This window comes from Lysinibacillus sp. fkY74-1, from assembly GCF_053165895.1.
In genome coordinates, this window is record NZ_CP170173.1 from 3,730,713 (window position 1) to 3,756,444 (window position 25,732).

Below are 25,732 nucleotides of genomic sequence, written 5' to 3' on the forward strand. Positions count from 1 at the left end.
ATGACAAACTTAGCTTTCTGTTTAGTAGGAATTTTTCCTCCTCACGTATTTCTATTTGTCGAATTATACGACTATTTGTGGATAACACCCCCTCTAATTTTAGATTATAATGGAAAAAATGATATTTTATTGGAGGATTTAACGATTGAACAAAAAAATAGTACTGTTGCTTTTATTATGCTGCACCATTCCCTTTCTTACAGCATGCTCAAAGGCAATCGACATCCTATTACAAGAAGAAGAGGATGTCACAATGACAACTTTAGAAGAAACAAATGAAACAAGTGAAACAAATGCAGAAGTAAAGATGCCAGAAAGCAAAGCATTATCTGATTCATTTTCACCTACCGATTTATTTTCGACCACTTTATTTAAGGATGATCCAGCATTACTACAATTTGCGAAAAAAGTGGAGAAGCAGGTTGCTCAATTTGAAGAGCACTTTGAGATTTCTTATACTGGGAAGCTTGATTTTGAGGATTTTGAAGTACAGTTGAATGACTTAAATAACCTGATTACCTTTGTTGACCCTTATACTGCTGGGTATTTTTTATATTATGAATGGGTAGCTTGGGAAACCGATAATGGCTATTCAGTTGAATTATCCATTCAATATTTAACCGATGCCAAGAAGGAACAAAAGGTAGACCAATATGTAGAGATGTTTGCCAATCAATATATTACCAAAGATATGACAGACTTTGATCGCGCTAAAGTCATTAATGATTATGTTGTACAGTTAGCCACTTATACGGAAAAGGGCTCTACTGAGGGTCAATCGGTTTTCGAATTAATTAATGAAAAAACTGCTGTGTGTCAGGCCTATGCTTTACTAACATACCGCCTATTAACAGCATCTGATCTCGATGCGAAGTATGTTTATGGCTATAGTGAGGATCAGTTACATGCCTGGAATCTAGTCAATGTTGATGGCAATTGGTATCATCTCGATACAACCTGGAATGACGTTGCTCCTACTGAGCCTTTTACAATTTCCTACGAATACTTTTTGGTCAATGATGAAAAACTAAGCCAAGATCATTTATGGGCTAATGAAAACTATTTTGCTGCTACTAGTAATGACTATGATTTTATGCATGATATGTGGTATGCCAACACAGTAGATCATGTGATCTATTATAACAGCATGAGTGATAGTACCGTTTATTCTTACGACTTAACGACAAATGAAAATAAGCAGATTACAGACACTGCCTGCTATTATTTAGTGACTGACCAACAATCTATTTATTGTAGTGACTATGATAATGCTGGCTATTTAACAAAAATAAATGTCCATGACGGGTCCGAGGAAGTATTATTCGAAGACGAGGTACTGAACTTAAACATCCAGGATGGTATTTTGTATTACGAAACGCTTGACGGCTCCAAGCATCAACAAAATTTGTAAGTCTAAGTTGAATCTGTGCGACTGCCTCACAGATTCTCCCCCTCACCTTCAGTTGGCTAATACACCGCTATCTCTTCACATTTACAGTATTACCATATTTTATTAACAAGTTTTTAACAGTAGCTTTACACCCTTCCTTTACACTTACAGTTGATCATTCACCTAAAGGAGGAAATTCATGAAATACGCAAAAAAATGGGCTTCATTGTTTTTAGCAAGTGCAGTGACTTTATCCGCAGTCAGTATTCCACAGCAAGATGTACAAGCAGCTCCAGTAAAGAAACCGACAAATGTCATCATGCTGGTGATGGATGGGAGCAGTAATAATGCTGTAACACTTTCCCGTTGGTATAAAGGTGAGAGCTTAGCAATGGATGAAATTTTATCGGGTGCGATGCGCACATATTCTGCTGAATCAGCCATAACAGACTCTGCCCCTGCCGCTACTGCGTTAGCTACGGGCAATAAATCGAATGATAAATATATAGGTGTACTCCCTTCTGAGATTAATTCACCTGGATTAGCGCAAATAGATAAAAAGGATGCGTTTAGACCCGTAGCTAATGTATTAGAAGGTGCTAAACAACAGGGAAAAGCTACTGGCTTGATTTCTACCTCTGAAATTCAACATGCCACGCCTGCTGGTTTCTCTGCACATGCTAATAATAGGAGCCAATATGGAGATATTGCCGAACAACAGGTTTACCAAAATATTGACGTTGTCCTAGGTGGAGGCTTAGAATCGCTGACACCTGGTACCTCTAAAAATGCCCGCAAGGACGGCGAGGATTTATTGAAGGTATTAAAAGATCATCAATATGATTTAGTGCATACTCGTGATGAGTTATTGAATAGTCCCTCATCAAAAATTTGGGGCAGCTTTGCACCAAGTGCCCTGGCATATGATTTAGATCGTGCCAAAACTAGAAAATCTGAGCCTACACTTGCTGAAATGACGAATAAAGCAATCAACACGCTTAAAAAGGATAAGGACGGCTTCTTCCTTTTTGTTGAAGGTAGTAAGGTAGACTGGGCTGCACATGCCAATGACACAATCGGTATTATTAGTGATATATTGTCGTTTGATGATGCGGTAAAAGAAGCCGTTGATTTTGCGAAGGAAGATGGTAATACATTAGTTATTGCTGTCACAGACCATGGGAATAGCGGAATTACAATGGGGAACGCCAATACGACTAGTACCTATTCAAGCATTCCTGTTTCAGCTTATATTGATCCGCTGAAAAAGGCTTCCATGACCGTTGAAGGGGCTTTAAGCCAACTAAAAGAAGACCGCTCCAACTTAGTGGAGGTAGCTGCTCTGTATGGATTAGATCCATTGACAAAGGACGAGCTTTCAACTTTAAAATCTGCTAAAGATGTAGGCAGTGAAATGGTAAAAATGCTAGCAAACCGTGCAAACATTGGTTATACAACAGGCGGTCATACGGGTGAAGATGTATTTCTTTACTCATTTGGTCCTTCTAAATTAACTGGACTTGTTGAAAATACAGATGTAGCTCATACAATGGCGCAGTTTATGGGCTTCGATCTGAAGTCATTAACAGATGATTTGTATGTGCCAGCGACAAAAGCATTCACAAAGAAAGGTTTTACAACTAAAATAGATCTATCCGATAAAGAAAACCCAATCTTCATTGCTCAAAAGGCGGATGTGACAGTGAAAATTCCTGTCAATAAAAACACCATGATTTATGAACAAGCTTCAAAGAATACAACAAAAACACATACATTCAATACTATAAATGTCTACAATGGCTCTGAATTTTATGTTTCTAAAAAAGTTATTAATGCAGTGAAATAAAGACAAGGGTACGAACATAAGTTGAGATTATTCCCTTATGTTCGTGCCCTTTTTACATAAAAATAGCCATCCAATCGTTTGTAACTTATGTACATTCCCCCAAAACCTTAAATTTACCTTAAATTAATCTTATGATTTACTGAATTCACCTTAATCCAGCAACATTTTTCTCCACATTCCGTCAAATCAGTGTTAAAAACATAAGGTAAGGATTTTTAACTAGTAAATTAGTATTTTTTGAAAGTTTAATCCTATACTTTTTTTCAATGGAGGTGGACAAATGCAATCCATCAAAAATAATGAGTATCTACGCTTTATTGGATTCACGTTATTTTATTTAATCGTTTTGGTACTATTGTTTCTTATACATGGCTTTCATGATATGAACGCTGGACCATTTATATATACGGAATTTTAAATAAAGGAGTTTTACTGATGTTAAGTATTTTAGCAGCTATTGAACGTGTGGCCATCCAACAGCCACAAAAAACTGCTTATCAAACCCATAATGCTTCCTTAACATATGGTGAGCTTTGGCATTTTTCGGATTGTATAGCCGATTATATCATGACCCATCATTTGCAGAGACAGCAACCAATTGTCGTTTATGGACATATGTCCCCTTTACAGATTGTTGCCTTTTTGGGTGCTGTAAAAGCAGGCCATCCATACGTACCAGTTGACTCGTCTACACCCTCTGAAAGATTACAGTTAATTTTAGAGGCATCGAAGGCTGGTTTACTATTCACGACAGAGCCATTACAGATGCTCACAAACATACCTGTCGTTGCAGTGAGCGACGTGTTAGACTCACCCTCCCTCCCAAACAGTCCAGCAACAAGAGACTGGGTGCAGCAGGAGGACATTCATTATATTATTTACACTTCTGGCTCAACTGGGCAGCCAAAAGGTGTCCAAATAACTGCCAATAATCTAGCCCATTTTGTTACTTGGATGCAGGAGCATTTTCCCTTACAGAAATCAGGTGTATTTTTAAATCAAGCACCCTATTCCTTTGACTTATCCGTAATGGATTTGTACCCAGCTCTTGTAGGAGGACACACGCTTTACGCAATTACACAACAAGAAATCGCCAACCCGCGAGCATTATTTGACTCATTAGCTTTGTCCAATACGCGTGTTTGGACGTCTACCCCTTCCTTTGCCAAAATGTGCTTAATGAACAAGGAATGGGAGCAACAGCTCATGCCTGCATTAGATACCTTTTTATTCTGTGGTGAAGTTTTACCAATAGCCGTCATTAAAGAGCTTATGCAACGGTTTCCACAGGCTACTATCTATAATTTATATGGGCCTACAGAAACGACTGTCGCTGTATCCTATGTAAAGGTAACCAAAGCATTATTAGAACAATTTGAGCAATTACCGATTGCACCCATTTCTGAGCCGAACGTGTCTTTATTAGATGATGGAGAAATTGTCATTTCGGGGTCAACGGTTAGTGCAGGTTATTTAGGAGCACCCGAGCTAACAGCTAAAGCCTTTCCGACTGTAGATGGTCATCGCATCTATCAAACTGGAGATATGGGCTATGAGCAGGATGGTTATTTGTTCTTTTTAGGTCGCAAGGATTTCCAAGTAAAACTACATGGTTATCGCTTAGAAATCGAGGAGATTGAGAAACAAATTAGTAACCTACCACCTGTTTCAAGCTGCGTAGTGGTTCCTGTTTATAAGGATAAGGAAATTGTTTCTCTTAATGCTCATATCGTTTTGCGTGAACCATTAGCAGATTCTGCTTTCAAAATGACTAAGCAATTGAAGGCTCTATTATCGGAATATTTACCAGCCTATATGATTCCTAGAACTTTTAAATATATGGACGCTTTACCGCTAAACGCAAATGGTAAAGTTGATCGTAAAGGATTGGCGGTTATGGAAACAGTATGACGCCTTATGGAAATATAGCATTCTTTCTCATTATTGGACTATTATTGCTACCTACCATCCTATTAGGTTTACGTGGTAAGTCTGCGAAGCATTATAATTTATTTGTTTCGTTGATTGTTTTAGCCCTTATCTTCGGACACTCATTGAACGGATCAATTTCGTTAATTTTGTTTACAGTCTTTCAAATAATCCTGGTTACAGCCTATCAACGCTATAGGCTACGACAAAATAATGGACCCGTTTTTGTCATGGCCGTGCTCCTGTCGATTTTGCCGCTTGTACTAGTGAAGGTTTTGCCTATCCTTGGACTGCATCATTTATTCGGCTTTCTAGGTGTGTCCTACATTACGTTTAAAGCTGTGCAAATGATTTTAGAAACACGCGATGGCTTAATGAAGGAAAAAATCTCTATCGCAGAATTGGCCTATTTTTTACTGTTCTTTCCTACAGTTTCATCCGGTCCTATCGATCGTTGGCGCCGTTTTACAAAGGATTTTCATTCGGTTCCCACTTCGGAAGACTATCAAAAGCTGTTATTAAGTGGCATTAACTATATCTTTGTAGGCTTTTTATATAAATTTATTTTGGCATACTTAATCTACAACTACACACTTATTTATTTGCCAAATCATACGTATAACTATTTGACACCTTTCCAGGGACAACTGGCGTATATGTATATGTATAGCTTTTACTTATTCTTTGATTTTGCAGGCTATAGTGCATTTGCAGTGGGTGTGAGCCGAATAATGGGCATTCAAACACCTATTAACTTTAACCGTCCATTTGCCAGTCGCAATATTAAAGACTTTTGGAATCGTTGGCATATGAGTCTTTCCTTCTGGTTTAGAGATTATGTCTATATGCGCTTTGTACTTTGGATGACGAAGAAAAAATGGTTGAAAAATAAATTCACCATTTCATATATAGGATTCTTTTTACTGTTCTTTTTAATGGGCATTTGGCATGGTCTTGAATGGCATTTTGTCGTTTATGGTCTCTATCATGCTTTATTAATTATTAGCTTTGATAAATTCGAACGCTGGAATAAAAAGCATAAGCTTTGGCCCAAAAATAAATGGACCCATGCCATCGGTGTATTTATCACTTTCAATGCCGTATGTTTTGGCTTCTATATTTTTTCAGGAAAATTATTTTAACCAAAGGCTTTCTACAAATAAAGCCTGTTCAATAAAGGAGAATTATTAATGGATAAACAACAAGTTTTAGAAATGCTAGTGGAGTTATGTGAAGATGAAATTATTGTAGAAAACCCAGATATCGATCTATTCGAGGAAGGTCTTCTCGATTCTTTTGGTACGATTAATTTATTAGTGGAAATTGAGAATCGCTTTAATATTTCTGTACCTATCACTGATTTTAATCGAGAAGAATGGAATACGCCGAATCGTATTGCAGGGAAATTAGCTGAAAGACAATGATAAAAAAAGGCTTTCTATCACTATTTATTGCCTTTGCCCTGTTTACTGGCTTTGTCTTTTTTCCAAACTCATGGATTAAAGCCTGGATATCAGAAGATGATGTGGAGCAAGCCAAAACAAACATGTCCCCACTCGTCTTTCAAGGTACGTATTTACAGGAGCGAATGTTACAGGAACCTACTTCCATGCCTTTATACGGTTCCTCTGAATTAAATCGGTTTGACCCGTTTCATCCTTATAATTATGCGCGAGCAACAGACGCTCCGTATTCGACATTTATGATTGGTCGTGGGGGGATGCAGTCCATTACGCATTTCTTAAATTTTGCTGCGCAAGAGAAAAATTTAGCGGGCAAAAAATTAGTCTTTATTATTTCACCGCAATGGTTTACGGAAAAAGGCATGGGTGAATTCCATTTTTCACCGAATTACTCTATGTTACATGCCTATGACTTAGCGTTTAATGATGACATGGATGCTGATCTTCGTAAACAGGCTATGGAACGCTTGTTAGAATTTGATACCGTTGAGCGAGATCGTCTCTTAAAAACGATGTATCAATATCAAATGTCTAATGGCAAAAAACATCCAGTTACTGGACGTATGGCTATGGTAGCCGGTCGCTTTCATAAGGAATTACTAGAGAAAAAGGACCTCTACTATTCGCTATTTCCTCGGAAGGGGCATCCTTTAAAAAATAATGATAAGCTTGTTACAGACCAAAGCTTTGAACAGCAAATACAGCATGCTGAAGCCTATGGGGAGAAACGAGTCTCCAATGAATATATGATTGAAAATCGAGCTTTTAAACGACTGGTGAACGCTAATTTTTCAAAGTTTAAGGACATGAGAAAGCATGAAGATTATACGGAGTCTCCTGAGTATAAGGATTTTCAGTTAGTTATGGATGTGTTAAAGGATGCTGGTGCTAAGCCATTATTTATCTCTATTCCCGTTAACGGTTATTGGTATGATTATAATGGCTATCCTAAGGAACGACGCCAACAATATTATGAGAAGATGGCACAACTATTAAAGGATGCCGATGTCGACTATGTTGATTTTACAGACCATGAGTATGATCCTTATTTTATTATGGATACGATTCATATTGGCTGGAAGGGCTGGGTTTATTTAGACCAGCATATGGATAAATATTGGGCACAGCAATAATCTATAGTAGCTAATGGAAAGTCAGTCTGAAGTGTTCATTCACTACAGACTGACCTTTTTTGTTTCATTTGCTTTTTTCACAATTTAATGAGAAAAGTCTAAGTTCTTCAGAGTCATTGGAAAATTGGATGACTCTTTCAAACTGTAAGCCTATTCTTTCGAGTAATTTAGCTGACGCATAATTTTCTTGGGTAGTAATAGCCACAATTCGATTAAATCCTAGTGTAACTAAACCATAGGCTAATACAGCAGACGCTGCTTCATAGGCGTATCCTTTTCCCCAATAATCAGGGAGAAACGCGAAACCAATATCTACATCTTCTAACGTTTCTCTTTTGACAAAACCGCATATCCCAATCGGGGTTTGATTTTCTTTTATTTCAACTACATATAAGCAGAATCCAAATTGCTCATACATACGTATTGCCCCATTTTCTATATAACTAGCTGCCTCCTCTACGGTCTTCACACCGCGGTCACCAATAAATTGTATCCACGAGGGATCATTCACTAGCTCAAGAATAAATAGCGCATCTTCCGTTGTTTGTAAGCGCAGGATAAGTCGTTCGGTCTCAAGAATTTTCATATAGAAAACCTCCTCTGATTATTTTTTTATCTTAAGATTGGAGGATTTTAGTCATTACTTTTATGATAACAAATCTAAAATGGCGTATACATAAAAAATGGTGCTCATTATTGGGCGCTATTTATCATATAGGTCATAGGTTAAATTGTTTTCAATATAAGCTTGCTCTTCAGCAGGAGTCAACAAACGAATAGCTTTCCCTGAATTTCCTGACTCGTCACCTCCTTGCATCTCCCAAATTGCGTTATGATCTTCTACAGCATGAGAAAAATCACCTTTTGACCATCTTTCCAATATTTCAATGTAAAGCTCTCTAAATTTATAATTGCTTTCTTTGGAAATTTCCAACAATCGGTCAACTTTAGCCTGTGTTATTTGCGTATGACCCCATTTTGTTTTAGCTTCAACCTTTTGGTGAGACATGCTATGGATAGCCTCGTTCATTTTGTGCTCTATTAAGTTGTCAGGATAAAGTAATTCTTCTTTTGTAACTCTTTTATCATCAAGCGTTACTCCAGCATTTTCAACAATTGCTTTTTCTTTTACTGGCGTAGGTTTCTCCATTGGTTCCGTGAATTTGAAGTAACCAAAAATCCCTCCAAAAATGACCAATACTGCAATAATGACAATAGCCGATTTGGTTTTTCTCTGCATCTTATTAAACCTCACTTATTATTATAATTGGTTTATTTTATGTAATTAGTTTAATAATAACAAAATATTGAAATAGCGTTCAATGGATACTATTTAACGTCCGCTATTCTATGTTGTCAAAATCGACCACGTCCATCATTTGTTTTGTCGTATTTTTCCGAAAAACTTGGAAAAACTCAAGGACTCCCTTACTAGAGAAATTTCTATATATTCAATTTTATGACTAAACATAACCTCAAAGTTGGCAGGTACTCTTGTTGTCTCTTGCATCAATCCACTTCTAAATTTATTAATTCTGAACATCTAATGGCTATATCTGCAAACAAAGCAACCCATGACTTTGCTTCCGCGGTTAACTATGTGTTAAAATCGTATACTTCTATTAATGTGACATATTCTTCTGCCACCAAATACGTGGAAAACGACCTCAACAATTGAATTATAGTGTTAATGGTTTTTACCAAGTGATATATTTTTTAGAATTGTCTTCACCTCCTGAAACTCGTTCAAATATGTTGTTCTGATTGCTTCATTTTAAAGCTGTAATTCAAATGTAAATTCTTTTAGTAAATCTTTGTTAAGCAACTAAAAAAACCTCCAATCTATAAGTGTTTATCACACTTATAAATCAGAGGTTGTAGCCATACAGTTGTTTCACCTAAATGTACAAAGTTCAAAATGTATAAAAAGGCTGTGTATAACTTAAAACAAATGCTTATTTTAAGTTATAGAATGATTTTAAACCAAGATATTCAGCAGTTGAACCAAGCTGATCTTCGATGCGAAGAAGTTGGTTGTATTTAGCTACGCGGTCTGTACGAGATGGAGCACCCGTTTTAATTTGACCTGCATTTGTTGCTACAGCGATATCAGCAATTGTTGCATCCTCTGATTCACCAGAGCGGTGGGAGATAACTGCTGTGTAGCCTGCACGTTTCGCCATTTCGATCGCTTCAAATGTTTCTGTTAATGTACCGATTTGGTTCACTTTGATAAGGATTGAATTTCCTACACCTTGCTCAATGCCTGCAGCTAATTTTTTTGTATTTGTAACAAATAGGTCATCCCCTACTAATTGAACACGACTACCAATACGTTCAGTTAATAGCTTGTGTCCAGCCCAGTCATTTTCATCTAAGCCGTCTTCAATTGAAATGATTGGGTATTTGTTTGTTAACTCTTCGTACCAATCAACCATCTCTTCTGAAGTTTTGACAACACCTTCACCATCTAAGTGATATTTACCATCTTCTTTATTGAAAAGCTCTGATGAAGCTACATCCATTGCAAGCTTCACTTCTTCACCTGGTTTGTAGCCTGCTTTTTCAATAGCTTCTAAAATAACTGTAATCGCTTCTTCATTAGAACCAAGGTTTGGTGCGAAACCACCTTCGTCACCTACTGCTGTGTTATAGCCTTTATCTTTAAGGACTGCCTTTAAGTTGTGGAAAATTTCAGCACCAATACGTAGTGCATGGCGGAAAGATTCTGCACCAACAGGCATAACCATGAATTCTTGAATATCAACATTGTTATCTGCGTGTGCTCCACCATTTAAAATGTTCATCATTGGTACTGGTAATTGTTTAGAATTAAATCCACCAAGATATTGATAAAGAGGTACATCTAAATAATCTGCCGCAGCATGGGCAACTGCCATGGATACACCTAGAATTGCATTAGCACCTAGCTTACCTTTATTTTCTGTGCCATCTAGCTCTATTAAAGCTTTGTCAATAACAACTTGGTCAAGAACTGAATAGTTACCTTCTAATTCTTGCGCAATAATTGTGTTAACATTTTCAACTGCTTTTAATACACCTTTGCCTAGGTAACGAGATTTGTCACCATCGCGTAATTCTACAGCTTCGTATTCACCTGTTGATGCACCTGATGGTACGATTGAGCGTCCGAAAGCGCCTGACTCTGTAAATACTTCAACCTCTACTGTTGGGTTCCCACGTGAATCTAAAACTTCGCGAGCATAAACTTGTGTAATAAATGGCATAATTAATTCTCCTCTTTTTCAATTAATGATTGACCTGTCATTTCAGTAGGTTGTGACACCTGTAATAATTCTAACATGGTTGGTGCCAAATCGGCTAAAATACCACCATTTCGTAAAACAACATTTGGTTTTGTCACAATCACTGGAACAGGATTTGTTGTATGAGCTGTCATAGGCTGCCCTGCTAGTGTTACCACTTCATCAGAGTTACCATGGTCAGCTGTAATAATAGCTGCTCCACCTTTTGCAAGGAGTGCATCTACTACTTTCCCTAAGCATTCATCTACTGCTTCAATGGCTTTAATTGTTGGTTCAAGCATTCCACTATGACCTACCATATCAGGGTTGGCAAAGTTAAGAATAATACCATCAAATTTTTCAGCCTCAATTTCTGCAAGTAAGGCTTCTGTCACCTCATAAGCAGACATTTCAGGTTTTAAATCGTATGTGGCAACCTTTGGAGATGCGATTAGAATACGTTCTTCACCTAAGAATTTTTCCTCACGTCCACCACTCATAAAGAAAGTGACATGTGGGTATTTTTCGGTTTCGGCAATGCGAAGTTGTGTTTTACCATTCATCGCTAACACTTCACCGATCGTATTTTTCAAGTTGTCATTTTCATAAGCAATCTGTGCATTGACTTCATCACTATAATGAGTAAAGGACACAAATTTTAAGTTTTTTGGATGCTTGGCAGATATGGCAAAACCATCAAAGTCTTCATTTGTGAATACTTTTGATAATTGGATAGCTCGGTCAGGACGGAAGTTAAAGAAAATGACCGCATCGTTATCACCAATCGTTGCCACCGGCTCTCCATGCTCTTGAATGCTGAATGGAATGACAAATTCATCTGTCACTTCACGCTCATAGGATGCTGCTACACCGCTTTTTGCACTTTCGGCTGTTTGACCTACGCCATCTACCAGTACATTATACGTAAGAGCGACACGATCCCATCGCTTATCACGGTCCATTGCATAGTAACGACCATGAATAGATGCGAATTGACCTATTCCAATTTCAGACATTTGTTTTTCTGTTTCTTCAATATAGTCTAAAGCTGTTGTAGGTCCAACATCTCGACCATCTAAGAAGCCATGAACGAAAACATCATTTAAATCTTGCTGCTTTGCAAGCTTTAATAGAGCAAACATGTGCTCATAATGACTATGAACACCACCATCTGATAACAGCCCCATAATATGCAGTTTAGAATTATGAGCTTTCACATGTGCCACCGCATCTAAAAATGCTTGATTTGTAAAGAAGTCACCTTCACGTATCGATTTATTTAAGCGTGTTAAGCTTTGATAAACAATACGACCAGCACCAATGTTTAAGTGACCCACCTCGGAATTACCCATTTGTCCTTCTGGTAGCCCAACGGCTTCTCCAGATGCTGTTAATGTAGCGTGTGGGAATTGGCTCCAATATCGATCAAAATTTGGCTTTTTAGCCTGTGCTACTGCATTTCCGAATGTTTCATCACGAAATGCAAAGCCATCTAAAATAATTAAAGCTACTGGCTTTTTAGGCATTTGCTGCCGCCTCCAATAATGTTAAATAAGATTCTGGTTGTAAGCTTGCTCCACCAACTAAGGCTCCATCTATATGCTCTTTTGATAAAAGCTCATGAACGTTGTCTGGTTTAACGCTGCCACCGTATTGGATGCGAACTGCATTGGCCGTTGCAGCATCAAATAATTCCTCAACGACCGAACGAATCGCTCCGCAAACTTGATTGGCATCATCTGCTGTAGCCGTTTTACCTGTACCGATTGCCCAAATTGGTTCATAGGCAATGACCATATGCTCTACTTGCTGCGCTTCAAATCCAGCAAGTGCGGCTTTTATTTGGCCCGCAACCTTTTGCTCTGTCGTTCCCGCTTCTCGTTCCTCTAGCGTTTCACCACAGCAAATAATCGGTACAATATTATGTGCAAGTGCTGCTGCTACTTTTTTATTAATAGCCTCATCAGTTTCATTGTAATATTCGCGACGTTCTGAGTGACCTAATATAACATAATCCACATCCACACTTGCTAGCTGTGCAGGACTAATTTCACCAGTAAAGGCACCTTCATTCTCATAGTGCATCGTTTGAGCACCAATAGCTAGCTCTGATTCACTAGCAACTTGCACCAGTGTAGGCAGGTAAAGTGCTGGTGCACAAATTACGGCGTCTACTTTCTCATTAGAAGGAAGTTTATCCTGTACGGCATCTACAAATTGTATAGCTTCTTCAAATGTTTTAAACATTTTCCAGTTACCTGCAATAATTGGTTTACGCATCGTCTTGCCTCCGATTTTTTATTTGGCTTATTTATCGTTTAGTGCAACAATCCCTGGAAGCTCTTTACCTTCCATTAGCTCTAGTGATGCACCGCCACCTGTAGAAATGTGATCCATTTTATCAGCTACTTTAAACTTTTCAACTGCCGCTGCAGAGTCACCGCCACCGATTACTGTATAACCGGATGTAGTTGCCATAGCATCAGCCACTGTTTTAGTCCCATTCGCAAATTTATCCATTTCAAAAACACCCATCGGTCCGTTCCAAATGATTAATTTAGAATTGTTAATGACCTCTGCATAGTGAGCAGCTGTTTTAGGCCCAATATCTAGCCCCATCCAATCAGCTGGTATAGCGTCTACATCCACAACTTTTGTTTCCGCATCTTGTGAAAATTCATTAGCCACTACCGCATCAATTGGCATATGTAATTGCACGCCTTTTGCTTTCGCCTTTTCAATAAATGATTTTGCTAGCTCGATTTTATCTTCTTCTAATAAAGATTTCCCAATATCGTAGCCTTGTGCCTTAATGAACGTGAATGATAATCCCCCACCAATAATTAAGTGGTCTACTTTTTCTAATAAACTTTCAATCACACCGATTTTATCTTTAACTTTGGCTCCACCGATAATTGCTGTAAACGGATGTTCAGGATTCGACAGCGCTTTACCTAGTACATCTAATTCCGTTTGCATGAGGAAACCTGATACCGCAGGAATATGCTTGGCGATTCCTTCTGTAGAAGCATGAGCACGGTGAGCTGCACCGAAAGCATCATTGACATAGATGTCAGCTAGCTGTGCAAACTGCTGCGCTAACGCTGGATCATTTTTTTCTTCACCCGCATGGAAACGAACGTTTTCAAGTAGTAAAATGTCTCCATCTTGCATGTTCGCAACAGCTTTTTCAACTGCTTGTCCAATGGATTCATCTAGCTTCGTCACCGGTTTGCTCATTAATTCCGCTAAGCGAATGCCAACTGCTGTTAGGCGCATGTCCTCTTTTACTTCACCTTTTGGACGGCCTAAATGAGAAGCTAAAATGACTTTTGCACCTTGCTCTACTAAATATTCAACTGTTGGAATAGCTGCTCGAATACGTGTTTCATCTGTAATAACACCATCCGCCATTGGAACATTAAAATCAACACGTACAAAAACGCGTTTACCCTTTACATCAATATCTTTCATTGTCTTCTTATTTAACATGAAGAAACCCCCTTCAAAGTTGTTTTAGTCTTACACCCTTGTGTTTTACCCATCTTGGCTCCACACCATGCTTCCTAAATTGAAAAGTCATTTTGGTACTTTTTCGGGGTCACTATCTAGTGTGATTATAATTCTCCAACTTTGGATAATGAACCCTAATACTTGTTTTTATAGTAGCAAAAGTTACCTTCTATGTCTTGCAATCACCATGTATCAATTACGCCTCAGTGTCATAGCGTCTAGATTTATTCGAGCTTACTGTTAAGCTCCTTTTCAAAATCTGTATATCCGCTGGGGTTTTCATCTTGATTCGGTCAGTGGTTGGATACGCACTGAATGAAAGAGAGCCATTTGTGTATTCAGCTCATCACCCTCACCTATTGAGGTGGGCGTTTCCTGCTGAATTTAGCAAAAAAGGAGTAAGGGTTATCCCTTACTCCCAATACCCTTGTATATTATATCTATTCGATATTATAAAGGCTATACTTTTTGTACATAAAAAGCAGTATTATGTCACACTTTTTACTCAAAATGTCGAAATATGATACTTATTTATTGTTTAACCCTTGTTCAGCAATGTATAAAGCTAAGTCCATTAAGCGAGTAGAGTAACCAATTTCGTTATCGTACCAAGCTAGAACCTTCACCATTTTGTTTTCTAATACCATTGTTGAAAGACCATCAACAGTAGAGGAATGGTGGTTACCGTTATAATCAATAGAGACTAATGGTAGTTCATTGTAGTCTAAAATGCCTTTTAATTCATTTTCAGAAGCTTCTTTTAATACCGCATTAATGGCTTCTTTCGTTACATCTGCTTTTAATTCTACAACTAAGTCAACACATGATACGTTAGGTGTTGGTACTCGCATAGAGAAGCCATCTAATTTACCTTTTAATTGTGGTAATACTTTAGAAACGGCTACCGCTGCTCCAGTTGTTGTTGGAATCATAGATACTGCTCCTGCACGTGCACGACGTGGGTCAGAGTGTGGGAAGTCTAAGATTCGTTGATCGTTTGTATAAGAGTGAATGGTTGTCATCATCCCGCGTTCAATACCAAATTTCTCATCCAGTACTTTCGCAACAGGCGCAAGACAGTTTGTTGTACATGAAGCATTTGAAATAACATCATCAGTTGCTGGGTTATAGTCTGTATGGTTGACACCCATAACAAATGTAGGCATTGCTCCTTTTGCTGGTGCAGAAAGAATTGCTTTTTTAGCTCCTGCTTCAATATGCTTACCCACTTCCTCCAATGAACGGAAATGACCAGTACATTCAAGAACTACGTCTACTCCTAATTCACCCCATGGTAATTGTGAAGGATCTTTTTCAGCATATACTTTTATACGTTGTCCATTCACAACGAAAGAATCTTCATCTGCATTGACTTCAGCATCATAGATACCGTGGACTGAATCATATTTCAATAAGTGTGCAAGCTGACCTGCGTCTGTTAAGTCGTTTACAGCCACTACTTCAAATTCACTTTGCTTCATTGCCTCACGAAATACTAAACGTCCAATACGTCCAAATCCATTAATCGCTAATTTTAATGCCATTGTTAATTCCTCCAATAATTTGTAATGTTTGTCTCTTTTTGAAATAGAGACATTGAATTGCTTTTATGCTCATTCAAAAAGTGCTTCAACACTTTTTGAGATAGAGTGACATAGTAATGCTCACACCCATCATTCAAAATGGCTGTTGTCAGAAGGTAAAGTAGCAGCAATTGCTTTTGCAGCTGCTTCATCTGTAATAAAAATAGTTTGCTTTGGCGCTACTTTAAAATAAGAAAGCATCGCATTGACCTTTTGTTTTCCAGCTGCCACGGCAATAACTTGCTGGCTATTTTTAACCTGTTCAAGCTGAATGCCAATCGTGCGGATACGATGTACGATTTCACCTTCGGCATTAAAGTAATAGCCAAATGCCTCACTTACCGCACCCTTCTCCTCAAGAATTCGCAAATCCTCGGAGGATGAATTACGTCGAATCGCCATTTCCTCTGCCGATCCAATGCCATGGATTACACAATCTGCTCGATCATAAAACGCCATCATCTCAGTTACCATAGGTTCAGTTAACATAGCTTTGTATGCTTGCTCACTTAAATGCTCAGGCAAAAATAATGTACGATATTGTTCCTCCATCTGCATGGCAAATGTTGCAACAAGCGTATTGGCTTGCATTTGCATTTCATGACCAATTCCTCCACGTGCAGCAACAAAGGTAATATCTTTTTGTCCATCTAACGGATGTAAAAATTGAGCTAGGGAGGCAACTGATTTTCCACCAGTAACCGCTACAACTTGTTCATCAAAAGCAGTAGACATAAATTGCAATGCAGCTTCCTTGCCAAGCAAGGTTAGGACTGTATTGTCTTCACTATAATCACCTGGGACAACAACAACATGTTGTATGCCAAAATGTTTTTCAAGTAATTTCGCAAGCTGGGTTAGACCAGACCATTCATAAACGATGGCTCTTAGTTTTTCAATGACTTCTTCGCCATCATCTGTACATACCATACCCGACTTTTGCGAATCTAATAACCCTTGTTCACGTAAAATGTCAGTTTCTTTGCGTATTTCTCTTTCTGTCATTTTCAATGAATCTGCGAGTGTTCGACGCCCGATAGGTTGCATGAGTTGAACGGCTTGCAAAATACGATATCTAGATTGCAGAAGCGGATACATTTCAGGAAGTAGCCTTTGTTGCGCCTCTGGAATAGTGAACATATTTATCTACTCCCTTGTTAATAGATGTGGGATATTTTCAGTCCCACTATATTATTTTGTGTCCCACTTATGATTTTATTATAATACGCATAGTTGGAAAGTGCAAGTAATTGTATAGTTTTGGATTTAAAAAAGCCCCGCAGCTTTGTAAAAAGCTACGAGACTTTGGTTTGCTTATTTTGTGAAAGATAAAATTGCGTTTTTCTTGAATCCTTCTAAAGCTTTTGTTGCCTCATTTTTATTGGTAAATTCAAAAATACGAACGTCCTTTTTTTCAAATACTGTAATAACCCACATTGTAAAATCTCCCTTCACATCGCTTTTGTAATATAACAACCACTAAAAATTGTGATACTTTTCATTATCTGTTTTATAACAATGTCTTACTTGATACCTATTCTACTCCGATTTTTATAAAAGAAAAGACTAATGTGAAGGTCTTCACAAACTGTTCAAATTCAAACCGCTTTCATTGAACAATTTGTGAATTGTATGAATGACAACTAATAATAAAGCAATTTTCGCCGTTACTATCTTTTTAAAGGCATGCAATTTAACTACCCAGATGCTCCATTAATGTGGCATAGTCCAGATTACCATATTGAATGACGGTCCCATCTTTTTCTACTACAGGTATCATGAACATATATTTTTCGTGTATGTGATCATCCTCTTCAATATTTACTATTTCAATATCGAACGCTACATCTTCTTGTACAAGCTTTAAAGTATGTAGGCCCTCTACACATAATGGACAATTAGCTCGACTAAAAAATTGAACAATCATGGATGTCACCTCCTGTCTCTATTATAAACGAAGATTTTTGCTTTCGTTTTCTTCATGGTTGAGCTTTAACGCTGAAACTGGCAACGGCATTGATAGCCACAACGATTGTAAATCATATCATGGATTCATTCAAAACTTTATTATAAAAATTAAAGGCATTGAGTGCGAATAACAATCACATCAATGCCTTTTTGCTATTATGTTATTTTAAATGATGATCAAGGAACTTCACCATGGCATTATAAAATTCGATTCTATTTTCTTCGTTCGCGAAGCCATGGCCCTCATTATCCTTAAGCATATACTCTACATCTACACCTCTAGCACGTAAAGCTTCTACGATTTGGTCGGATTCTGCTTTGTTGACACGTGGATCATTTGCACCTTGTGCAACAAATAAAGGTGTTTTAATTTTATCAACATGGAATACCGGAGAAACTGCTGTTAGTAATTCTTTATCTTTCTCTGGATGACCTACTCGCTCATAAAACAAGTCCCGCATCGTTTCCCAGTACGGTGGAATTGTGTCTAAGAGTGTGAAAATGTTAGATACACCTACATAATCAACTGCTGCTGCATATAAATCTGGTGTAAACGTAATACCAGCTAACGTAGCATAACCACCAAAGGAAGCACCGTAAATACCAATACGTTTAGAATCAGCGATACCTTGATCAATTGCCCATTGAACGCCATCCGTTATATCATCTTGAATTTTCAAGCCCCATTGCTTATTACCGGCTTGAAGGAATTCCTTCCCATAGCCAGTGGAGGAACGGAAGTTTACTTGTAGCACTGCATAGCCACGATTTGCTAATAGCTGTACTTCTGGATTGAAGCCCCACATATCACGCGCCCATGGTCCACCATGCGGGTTTACGATTAGAGGAAGATTTTCGGCCTTTTTATTTTTCGGCAAAGTTAAATAGCCGTTTATCGTTAATCCATCACGGCTCTTATAAGAAATAGGGTGCATTTCTGCAAGATCTGCAGATTTTAACCAAGGGCTCAATGTCGCTAATTCCGTTAATTCATCTGTTGTCGAATCGTAATAATAATATTTCCCATAGATTGTGTCACTCGAAACACTCACAATAAATTTTGTCATCTCTTTATTGTAATCATTTATACCCAATTCGCTTTCATGAACACCAAGCTTGTTTTGAATTTTACGGAATAACTTTTCAAAGTCCTTATCAAAGAATTGATAATGGATTTTATCCGTAGCATACGCTCCAAACAATAATTTATCTTTTTCAGCATTATATAATACACCTGAAACATCAACTTCATCATTAGACATTATTACTTCTTCTTTACCTTGTAGGTCATACTTCACTACTTCTACTTTATCTCGACCTTTATTGGATGTTGCATAAATAAACTTATTGTCCTTCGAGAAGGCTAGTGGCATTACTTCATCCCCAGCCCCCATTTTAATAAATGGTCTGAATTCATCCTTTTCTGAATCTCTATATAGGATAGCACCTTTCACTCCATCAGTAGCTACAGCTACACGTACATTGCCGTTACGATCTGCTAACCAGTTCGTAATATTGCCAGGATTTTTGGCAACGTGAGTTGTTTTACCCGTCTTTACATTTAGCTTGTACACATCAAAAACGGTTGCATCCTCTTTGTTCATCATGATTAGAATTTCGTCTTTTACACCCTGTAGGCTATCCAATATCCCTACTGTCACATTAGGGTATGGCGTTAAATCTTCTTCCACAGAACCGTTAAATGTTGTAGAGTAAATATGGAAGTTCTCATCTCCACCTTTATCTTTCAAATAAAGTAAAGAATCGTCCTTCCAAAAAAACCCTGCAATATTCCGATCTTTTGAGCTTGATACACGAACTGGCTCACTATTATCATTCATTTTTTTCACAAATACATTCGAGCGATTCTCCCATGCAGAGGCAAATGTAATGTAGTTCCCATCAGGAGAAAGTTCGTAGCCAAAGTTCCCTGGGTTTTTCACAAAATCCTCCACGGAAATTTCTTTTACTCCTTTATTACTGGAACCATTTTTTATCTTTTTAACATTGTTAAGAAGTTTACTAGCCTCTTGTTTCGAAATAAAATCTGTGCTTGATGATATTCCCTTAAAGAAACCAAGCTTATTCGCTTTCTTTAAATACTCCGCTAGTGTCTTTTCTTTTCCTTCTTTATTGGCAGCTCTAACTAAAATCCGAGCTGCTTGATCACGTTTAATAGTGGCGCTTAAGTCTGTAATCTCTCCAGCCTTTACCCATTGATCCTTGATTTGTTGTCGCATTGAATCGGAGCCATGCTGGAATGTTAAAGCTGTTACTGCTAAATCTAGAAATTCCTGCGCTGAAAGTTGTTGCTCTTGTGCTAATACGATATTTGTTTCATTGGCAGCACGTACTTCTTGCAATGTTGCAGGAATAACCGTAGCAGTTGTTAAAATAATTGCTAATGATGCAGTTAAAAATCTTTTTTTCAAAATGATTCCTCCCTATATCAGTTTACGTTATATCGATAGTCGATATATTATAAATTATACCATTTTATGTATTTTTGTCAATATTTTCATATTTAAAGCGAACTAAACCATTAGCCCGCTGTTGTGACGTATATTAAAATTTTCGGCTTGCCCCGCCTCCTGCTGAAGAACCGCCACCAAACCCTCCAAAACTGCCACCACCTGAGCGTCTCCCACCAAAGCTGCCAGGGTAACCACCATAGCCTCTCCCACGTGGTCCACCTCCACCTTTCGAAAAGAATGAGGAAAAAATGATGACCGCTATAATGATGACAATCATGAGCCAAATGGGTATTTCTTCATCTGCATTTGCGCCAGCTGGTAATTCACCATTCCAGTTATACTCTTCTGCTACAGCACGAAATACCTCAGCATATGTAGCTAGAAAGGCTTGATCATTATCACCTTCACTTGCGAGAGGGTAAAAAGCATTATCTAAAATACGCCCTAATTTACCATCTGGTAATGCTCCCTCCAAGCCTTGACCAACAGCTATTACCACATCATTTTGTCCTTTACCCTGTCCAAATGTAGCGAGAATCAGGGCACCATTATTTTTCTCTTTGTCCCCAATGCCCCAAGAGCGTATCAGCTTTGTCGCATACATCTTCGCCTCCTGCCCATGAAGGCTATCAACGGTTACAACCATAATTTCAGCACCCGTTCCTTTATCCAACTGCTCTGAACAATGGTTTAATTTCTGTTTTACATCTAAAGATAAGACATTAGCAAAATCATGAATATACGTATTTTTCATTGGCGACGGCATTGCCGCTTCCGTTATATCCCTGCAAAAAAGAAGCACAGAACAAATGATAATCAGCTGCAGTATACAACGTTTCATCACTGTGTACCCGATTGACTAAAATCAATAGCTGGCGCTTGTTCGGCACCCGCAGTAGCTTTAAAGTATTCTTTTTGTTCAAAACCAAACATCCCTGCCATTAAATTTCCAGGAAATCGTTTAACATGTTTATTAAATTGTTGTACTTCATTATTGTAATCCTCACGTGCTACTGCCAAGCGATTCTCTGTGCCTGCAAGCTCATCCATTAACTGCCGAAAATTTGCATCTGCTTTTAAGTTAGGATAGTTCTCCACAACTACCAGTAAACGACTTAGTGCACCAGTTAAGGTATCATTCGCAACAGCTTGCTGCGCAGGAGAATTAGCATTGCCCATTTGAGCTCGTGCGTTGGTAATATCGGCAATGACCTGCTGCTCGTGATTCGTATACCCTTTCACAGATTCAACCAAATTGGGAATTAAATCATAGCGGCGTTGGAGTTGGTTTTCAACCTGTGCCCATTTGGAGTCTACATTTTCCTCAGCTGCGACTAAACTGTTATATTTTGGAATCAGTACTAAGGCAAACACAATAAGCATGAGGACAATAATCCCAATTGGTCCAAACCATTTCTTCATGTTCAAAAACCTCCTTGACTTGCATTTCCTTTTGTTAGTGTTAGTCTACATTTTTGTCTTTGCATTTATACCGTATGAAATTCATTTGGCTTGACATACTAAATACTGCAACAAAAATTAATTGAGGAGGCGTTTATTTTGTCACAATCGTTTTACAATGAATCATCCAATCAAACAAATTTAAATCAACAACATAGCCTAAATCATGGTGGCCACGAAATGATGGACATGCATGAAGCAATTGGTGAAATTATAGCAGGTATGAACCAAGCTATCATTTTACGTCCACAAGTAAAGGATCAAGAACTACTCAGCATTTTGGATCGTCAATATAATTTTTCATTGGGCATGTATAATACAATTGTTGAGTCCTTTAAAACAGGTCATGATCCATCTGTTCCTACGGGGCGTTACCAAATGGAAACAGGAAATGATTTTAAATACGGTTTAACTCCAGGGCAACCAAAAAAACCGATGCAAAATGCTAATGAAATTAATGATGAAGCCATTTCAGGTTTCTTACTAGGCGCTCAGAAGGGTGTAGCAAAGTGTATGACGGCTGCCGCAACAGAAACGACAAACCCTGTAGTTCGCCGTGTTGTTGCTGATAGTATTCCCAACTGCATTGAAATGGCCTACGAATTATCTATTTACCAAAATAAACATGGCTACTATCAAGTGCCTCAATACTCACAACAGGATATGCAAACGATGCTTAATGCATTCGATACAACCTCTAATCCCCTTCATTAAAAATCAAAAGGCAGTCTATAGTGAGAAATTCTCACCACGGACTGCCTTTACTAATTATAGTACTTTTCCTAAAAATGCTTTAGTACGCTCACTTTGTGGATTTCCGAATAGTTCCTCTGGCAACCCCTCTTCTACTATATAGCCACCATCCATAAAGACTACACGATCACCCACTTCACGAGCAAAACCCATTTCATGTGTGACTACAACCATCGTCATTCCTTCAGCAGCTAGATTTTTCATAACATCTAATACCTCTTTTACCATTTCAGGATCAAGTGCTGAAGTAGGCTCATCAAATAAAATGGCCTTTGGTTTCATCGCTAACGCACGTGCAATGGCTACACGTTGTTGTTGTCCACCTGATAGCTGTTCAGGATAATTATAGGCTTTACTGTCGAGACCTACCTTATTTAACAGCTCATGGCCAAGCGCTTCAGCTTCAGAACGACTCATTTTACGAATTTGCATTGGCGCCATCGTGACATTATCGATAACATTCATATGAGGGAATAGGTTAAATTGTTGAAATACCATTCCAACCTCAGCTCGAATCGCATTAATGTTCGTTTTAGGATCATTGATCTTCACATCTTCAATATAAATGGCACCATCTGTTACTTCTTCTAGCATATTAATGCAACGTAAAAAAGTACTTTTTCCTGAACCAGAAGGTCCAATGACACAAACAACCTGTTTTTCTTGGATTTCATAATCGATCCCTTTTAATACCTCTAGCTTACCAAAATACTTGTGTAGGTTTTCAATTTTTATCATCTTGCTTCCCGCCCTTCTGCCTTACGAGGGACATAACTATTGCTAAATCGTTTCTCAATAAATGCAACAATCTTCGTTACACCATAAGTTAATATTAAATATAGTAATGCAGCAACCATGTACGGTTCCCAGAAACGGAAGCTTGCACCTGCTACAACTTTACTAGCATATAGAATATCAGGTGCAGCAATGACTGTTACTAGAGAGGAATCCTTTAATAGTGCTATGAATTCATTCCCTAATGGCGGGATCATTCGTCTAAATGCCTGCGGTAAAATAACCTTACGCATCGCCTGGTTATGTGTAAGACCTAGAGAACGAGCGGCCTCCATTTGCCCCTTTGCAATACTTTGAATACCTGCACGAAAAATTTCAGCATTGTAAGCAGCACAGTTTAAAATAAGCGCGGTAATCCCTGAGACCATATATCCTAAAGAATGACCAAAAATGGTTGGAATAACAGCTAAGTGTATTAATAAAATTTGAACAAGCATTGGTGTTCCACGGAATAAATCAATATATAATTTTGATGGCCAGTATATCCATTTTTTACTTGATAATTTCCCTAGTCCTAAAAATAGGCCTAAAAGAATACCGCCAAAATAACCGCTAAGTGTCAAAATAAGTGTTACGCCAATACCTCGTATAAACATATCTCGGTAGTTCCAGACAATGTCCCAGCGTAGGTCAAAGATGTCCATCCGAAAACCCCATTTCCCCTTTAAAGTTACATCCATTAAATGAGTCGCTAGCATACTGCTTTGCGAGTGGCATTACCAGTTTGTTATTCGAAATCAGTACCTGTAATTTCTTTTAATTTGCCGTTTTCTTTAATCTTTTTCAAACCTTCATTTAATTTATCTAATAGCTCTTTATTCCCCTTTTGAACCATAAAGCCATAGTATTCTTTTTCAAATGCATCATCTTGAATAACTTTAATTTTTTGATCTGGATGCGCTTTAATATATTCGTATACTACTGCATTGTCTCCAATAGCTGCGTCAACATTACCATTTAACATCTCTTGAATTGCGATTGGCTGACTTTCAAAAGCCATGATATTTGTACTTGCTTCACCCTGTAGCTTTTTAGCTGCCATATGACCAGTAGCATTAATTTGTACGGACACCTTTTTATCTTTTAATTCATCTAATGATTTAATCTTTGAATCTTCTTTCACAACAATTAATAATTGAGACTCATAGTATGGCTCAGTAAAATCAAATGATTCTTTGCGCTCATCTGTAATGGTAATCCCTGAAGCACCAATATGTGTTTCACCGTTTTTAATTGTTTGGAAAACGGGTTCCCAACCAATATTATTCCACTCTACTTCGAAATCCATTTCATCAGCAATTGCTTTTAAAATATCGACATCAATCCCCACAATTTTCCCTTTATCGTCAACAGATTCAAACGGTGCAAAAGTTGCTTCTGTACCTACTTTATAAACTTTCTTGCCATCTCCACCTTCTGAAGGTGTACTACCCGAAGAGGCAGTATCCTTTGTCCCACATCCTGCAAGTGCTAAAGTTAGCGCTGCTAGTATCATAAGTAACATCCAAGCTGTTTTTTTCATTGCATTTCCCCCTATTTCGATAATTTTCCATTCTGCGTATTATTTTTCGCAATTCGGAAATATTAGACTATTAGGTCAATTATATTAATATTATAGTATTTGTACAACAACTTTTCGCATAAAACTAAATATTTTTTCATATTCATTAATAAAGAAATCATTTAAATAGAAAAAAAATGCATTAATAACAAGAATATGAACCTAAAATTAATATATATACAATTGAAAAAATGCTAAATTTCGATAAATTTAAACAAAAAAAAAGAATCCCCTCAGAAAGGATTCTTTTTTTCGGCTATTACTAGCCTTCACGGTCAGTATGTTCACTAAAAAATAATTTGGAGTTGTTGCTTTTTTGAAGGTTTGAAAGGCATAAATAGGGGAATAATGCCAACTAGGACAGTATTCCCATTACTTTTCCTCTCTATCTCCACTAAGCAGGCTGCTAAACTACTTATTAGGAGATTGAGCTATTACAGTATATCTATATTCAGTAAAATGGCGCCCTCGGAGGGAATCGAACCCCCAGTGCAAGAACCGGAATCTTACGTGTTATCCATTACACCACGAGGGCAAAAAAAACAAAAAAAAAGTACTCACCCTAGGCTTACGAAAAGCATGATGTAGATAATCCTC

General features: G+C 37.9%; 24 protein-coding genes and 1 tRNA gene. 8 read left to right on the forward strand and 17 right to left on the reverse strand.

The window, feature by feature from the left end:
- The first annotated feature begins 145 nt into the window (after positions 1-145).
- The 7 genes from ACE1MS_RS18460 to dltD all read left to right on the forward strand — a co-directional run bounded on the left by ACE1MS_RS18460 (position 146) and on the right by dltD (position 7,761).
- The gene (locus ACE1MS_RS18460; protein WP_200990637.1) at positions 146-1,411 is read left to right on the forward strand and encodes a DUF5050 domain-containing protein; all 1,266 of its coding nucleotides are present in this window, start codon (positions 146-148) and stop codon (positions 1,409-1,411) included.
- Positions 1,412-1,589: 178 nt separating this feature from the next.
- A complete protein-coding gene (locus ACE1MS_RS18465) occupies positions 1,590-3,236 on the forward strand; it encodes an alkaline phosphatase (RefSeq protein WP_012292255.1) in 1,647 nt (548 codons plus the stop codon).
- A gap of 280 nt (positions 3,237-3,516) precedes the next feature.
- Positions 3,517-3,654, forward strand: coding sequence for a teichoic acid D-Ala incorporation-associated protein DltX (locus ACE1MS_RS18470; RefSeq protein WP_004228095.1), 138 nt, complete (start codon positions 3,517-3,519; stop codon positions 3,652-3,654).
- A gap of 17 nt (positions 3,655-3,671) precedes the next feature.
- On the forward strand, positions 3,672-5,147 hold the full coding sequence (gene dltA, locus ACE1MS_RS18475; RefSeq protein WP_012292254.1) for a D-alanine--poly(phosphoribitol) ligase subunit DltA: 1,476 nt from the start codon (positions 3,672-3,674) through the stop codon (positions 5,145-5,147).
- On the forward strand, positions 5,144-6,307 hold the full coding sequence (gene dltB / locus ACE1MS_RS18480) for a D-alanyl-lipoteichoic acid biosynthesis protein DltB (protein WP_426388799.1): 1,164 nt from the start codon (positions 5,144-5,146) through the stop codon (positions 6,305-6,307). The genes dltA and dltB overlap by 4 nt, the downstream gene beginning before the upstream one ends.
- A gap of 48 nt (positions 6,308-6,355) precedes the next feature.
- Positions 6,356-6,589 (forward strand): D-alanine--poly(phosphoribitol) ligase subunit 2, encoded by a 234-nt coding sequence (gene dltC / locus ACE1MS_RS18485; protein WP_012292252.1) that lies wholly within the window; start codon positions 6,356-6,358, stop codon positions 6,587-6,589.
- The gene (dltD, locus tag ACE1MS_RS18490) at positions 6,586-7,761 is read left to right on the forward strand and encodes a D-alanyl-lipoteichoic acid biosynthesis protein DltD (RefSeq protein ID WP_031417781.1); all 1,176 of its coding nucleotides are present in this window, start codon (positions 6,586-6,588) and stop codon (positions 7,759-7,761) included. The genes dltC and dltD overlap by 4 nt, the downstream gene beginning before the upstream one ends.
- 64 nt (positions 7,762-7,825) lie before the next feature.
- Here the strand turns inward: dltD and ACE1MS_RS18495 are convergent, their stop codons facing one another.
- The 13 genes from ACE1MS_RS18495 to ACE1MS_RS18555 form a co-directional block, all read right to left on the reverse strand.
- On the reverse strand, positions 7,826-8,347 hold the full coding sequence (locus tag ACE1MS_RS18495; RefSeq protein ID WP_031417782.1) for a GNAT family N-acetyltransferase: 522 nt from the start codon (positions 8,345-8,347) through the stop codon (positions 7,826-7,828).
- Positions 8,348-8,464: 117 nt separating this feature from the next.
- Entirely contained in the window at positions 8,465-9,001 is a 537-nt protein-coding gene (locus ACE1MS_RS18500; protein ID WP_031417783.1) for a DUF6241 domain-containing protein, read from the reverse strand.
- A gap of 715 nt (positions 9,002-9,716) precedes the next feature.
- Positions 9,717-11,009 (reverse strand): phosphopyruvate hydratase, encoded by a 1,293-nt coding sequence (gene eno / locus ACE1MS_RS18505; protein WP_012292248.1) that lies wholly within the window; start codon positions 11,007-11,009, stop codon positions 9,717-9,719.
- A 2-nt stretch (positions 11,010-11,011) separates the two neighbouring features.
- Positions 11,012-12,553 (reverse strand): 2,3-bisphosphoglycerate-independent phosphoglycerate mutase, encoded by a 1,542-nt coding sequence (gpmI, locus tag ACE1MS_RS18510; RefSeq protein ID WP_012292247.1) that lies wholly within the window; start codon positions 12,551-12,553, stop codon positions 11,012-11,014.
- Positions 12,546-13,307, reverse strand: a complete 762-nt coding sequence (tpiA, locus tag ACE1MS_RS18515; protein ID WP_012292246.1) for a triose-phosphate isomerase — start codon at positions 13,305-13,307, stop codon at positions 12,546-12,548. Before tpiA ends, gpmI begins: the two co-directional genes overlap by 8 nt.
- Positions 13,308-13,334: 27 nt before the next feature.
- Positions 13,335-14,519, reverse strand: a complete 1,185-nt coding sequence (locus ACE1MS_RS18520; RefSeq protein WP_012292245.1) for a phosphoglycerate kinase — start codon at positions 14,517-14,519, stop codon at positions 13,335-13,337.
- A 548-nt stretch (positions 14,520-15,067) separates the two neighbouring features.
- Entirely contained in the window at positions 15,068-16,084 is a 1,017-nt protein-coding gene (gene gap, locus ACE1MS_RS18525; protein ID WP_031417788.1) for a type I glyceraldehyde-3-phosphate dehydrogenase, read from the reverse strand.
- A gap of 129 nt (positions 16,085-16,213) precedes the next feature.
- Complete coding sequence (locus ACE1MS_RS18530; RefSeq protein WP_012292243.1) at positions 16,214-17,263, reverse strand: sugar-binding transcriptional regulator; 1,050 nt, start codon at positions 17,261-17,263, stop codon at positions 16,214-16,216.
- Between the two features lie 174 nt (positions 17,264-17,437).
- The gene (locus tag ACE1MS_RS18535) at positions 17,438-17,560 is read right to left on the reverse strand and encodes a hypothetical protein (protein WP_255250346.1); all 123 of its coding nucleotides are present in this window, start codon (positions 17,558-17,560) and stop codon (positions 17,438-17,440) included.
- 256 nt (positions 17,561-17,816) lie between these two features.
- Positions 17,817-18,050, reverse strand: coding sequence for a glutaredoxin family protein (locus ACE1MS_RS18540; RefSeq protein WP_012292241.1), 234 nt, complete (start codon positions 18,048-18,050; stop codon positions 17,817-17,819).
- Between the two features lie 202 nt (positions 18,051-18,252).
- Positions 18,253-20,523, reverse strand: coding sequence for a S9 family peptidase (locus ACE1MS_RS18545; protein WP_447402551.1), 2,271 nt, complete (start codon positions 20,521-20,523; stop codon positions 18,253-18,255).
- A gap of 133 nt (positions 20,524-20,656) precedes the next feature.
- On the reverse strand, positions 20,657-21,331 hold the full coding sequence (locus ACE1MS_RS18550) for a TPM domain-containing protein (protein ID WP_447402552.1): 675 nt from the start codon (positions 21,329-21,331) through the stop codon (positions 20,657-20,659).
- Between the two features lie 74 nt (positions 21,332-21,405).
- A complete protein-coding gene (locus ACE1MS_RS18555) occupies positions 21,406-21,987 on the reverse strand; it encodes a LemA family protein (RefSeq protein WP_031417793.1) in 582 nt (193 codons plus the stop codon).
- Between the two features lie 138 nt (positions 21,988-22,125).
- On the opposite strand from ACE1MS_RS18555, the gene ACE1MS_RS18560 reads away from it, so the two are divergent.
- Positions 22,126-22,740: a spore coat protein gene (locus ACE1MS_RS18560; RefSeq protein ID WP_012292238.1), complete on the forward strand. Its 615-nt coding sequence runs from the start codon at positions 22,126-22,128 to the stop codon at positions 22,738-22,740.
- A 54-nt stretch (positions 22,741-22,794) separates the two neighbouring features.
- Here the strand turns inward: ACE1MS_RS18560 and ACE1MS_RS18565 are convergent, their stop codons facing one another.
- The 4 genes from ACE1MS_RS18565 to ACE1MS_RS18580 all read right to left on the reverse strand — a co-directional run bounded on the left by ACE1MS_RS18565 (position 22,795) and on the right by ACE1MS_RS18580 (position 25,670).
- On the reverse strand, positions 22,795-23,517 hold the full coding sequence (locus ACE1MS_RS18565) for an amino acid ABC transporter ATP-binding protein (protein WP_012292237.1): 723 nt from the start codon (positions 23,515-23,517) through the stop codon (positions 22,795-22,797).
- A complete protein-coding gene (locus tag ACE1MS_RS18570; protein WP_031417795.1) occupies positions 23,514-24,218 on the reverse strand; it encodes an amino acid ABC transporter permease in 705 nt (234 codons plus the stop codon). The genes ACE1MS_RS18565 and ACE1MS_RS18570 overlap by 4 nt, the downstream gene beginning before the upstream one ends.
- Positions 24,219-24,301: 83 nt before the next feature.
- Positions 24,302-25,096 carry a basic amino acid ABC transporter substrate-binding protein gene (locus tag ACE1MS_RS18575; RefSeq protein WP_012292235.1) on the reverse strand — a complete coding sequence of 265 codons (795 nt, stop codon included), beginning with the start codon at positions 25,094-25,096 and terminating at the stop codon, positions 24,302-24,304.
- Positions 25,097-25,595: 499 nt separating this feature from the next.
- Positions 25,596-25,670 (reverse strand) — tRNA-Arg (locus ACE1MS_RS18580).
- Positions 25,671-25,732: the final 62 nt, after the last annotated feature.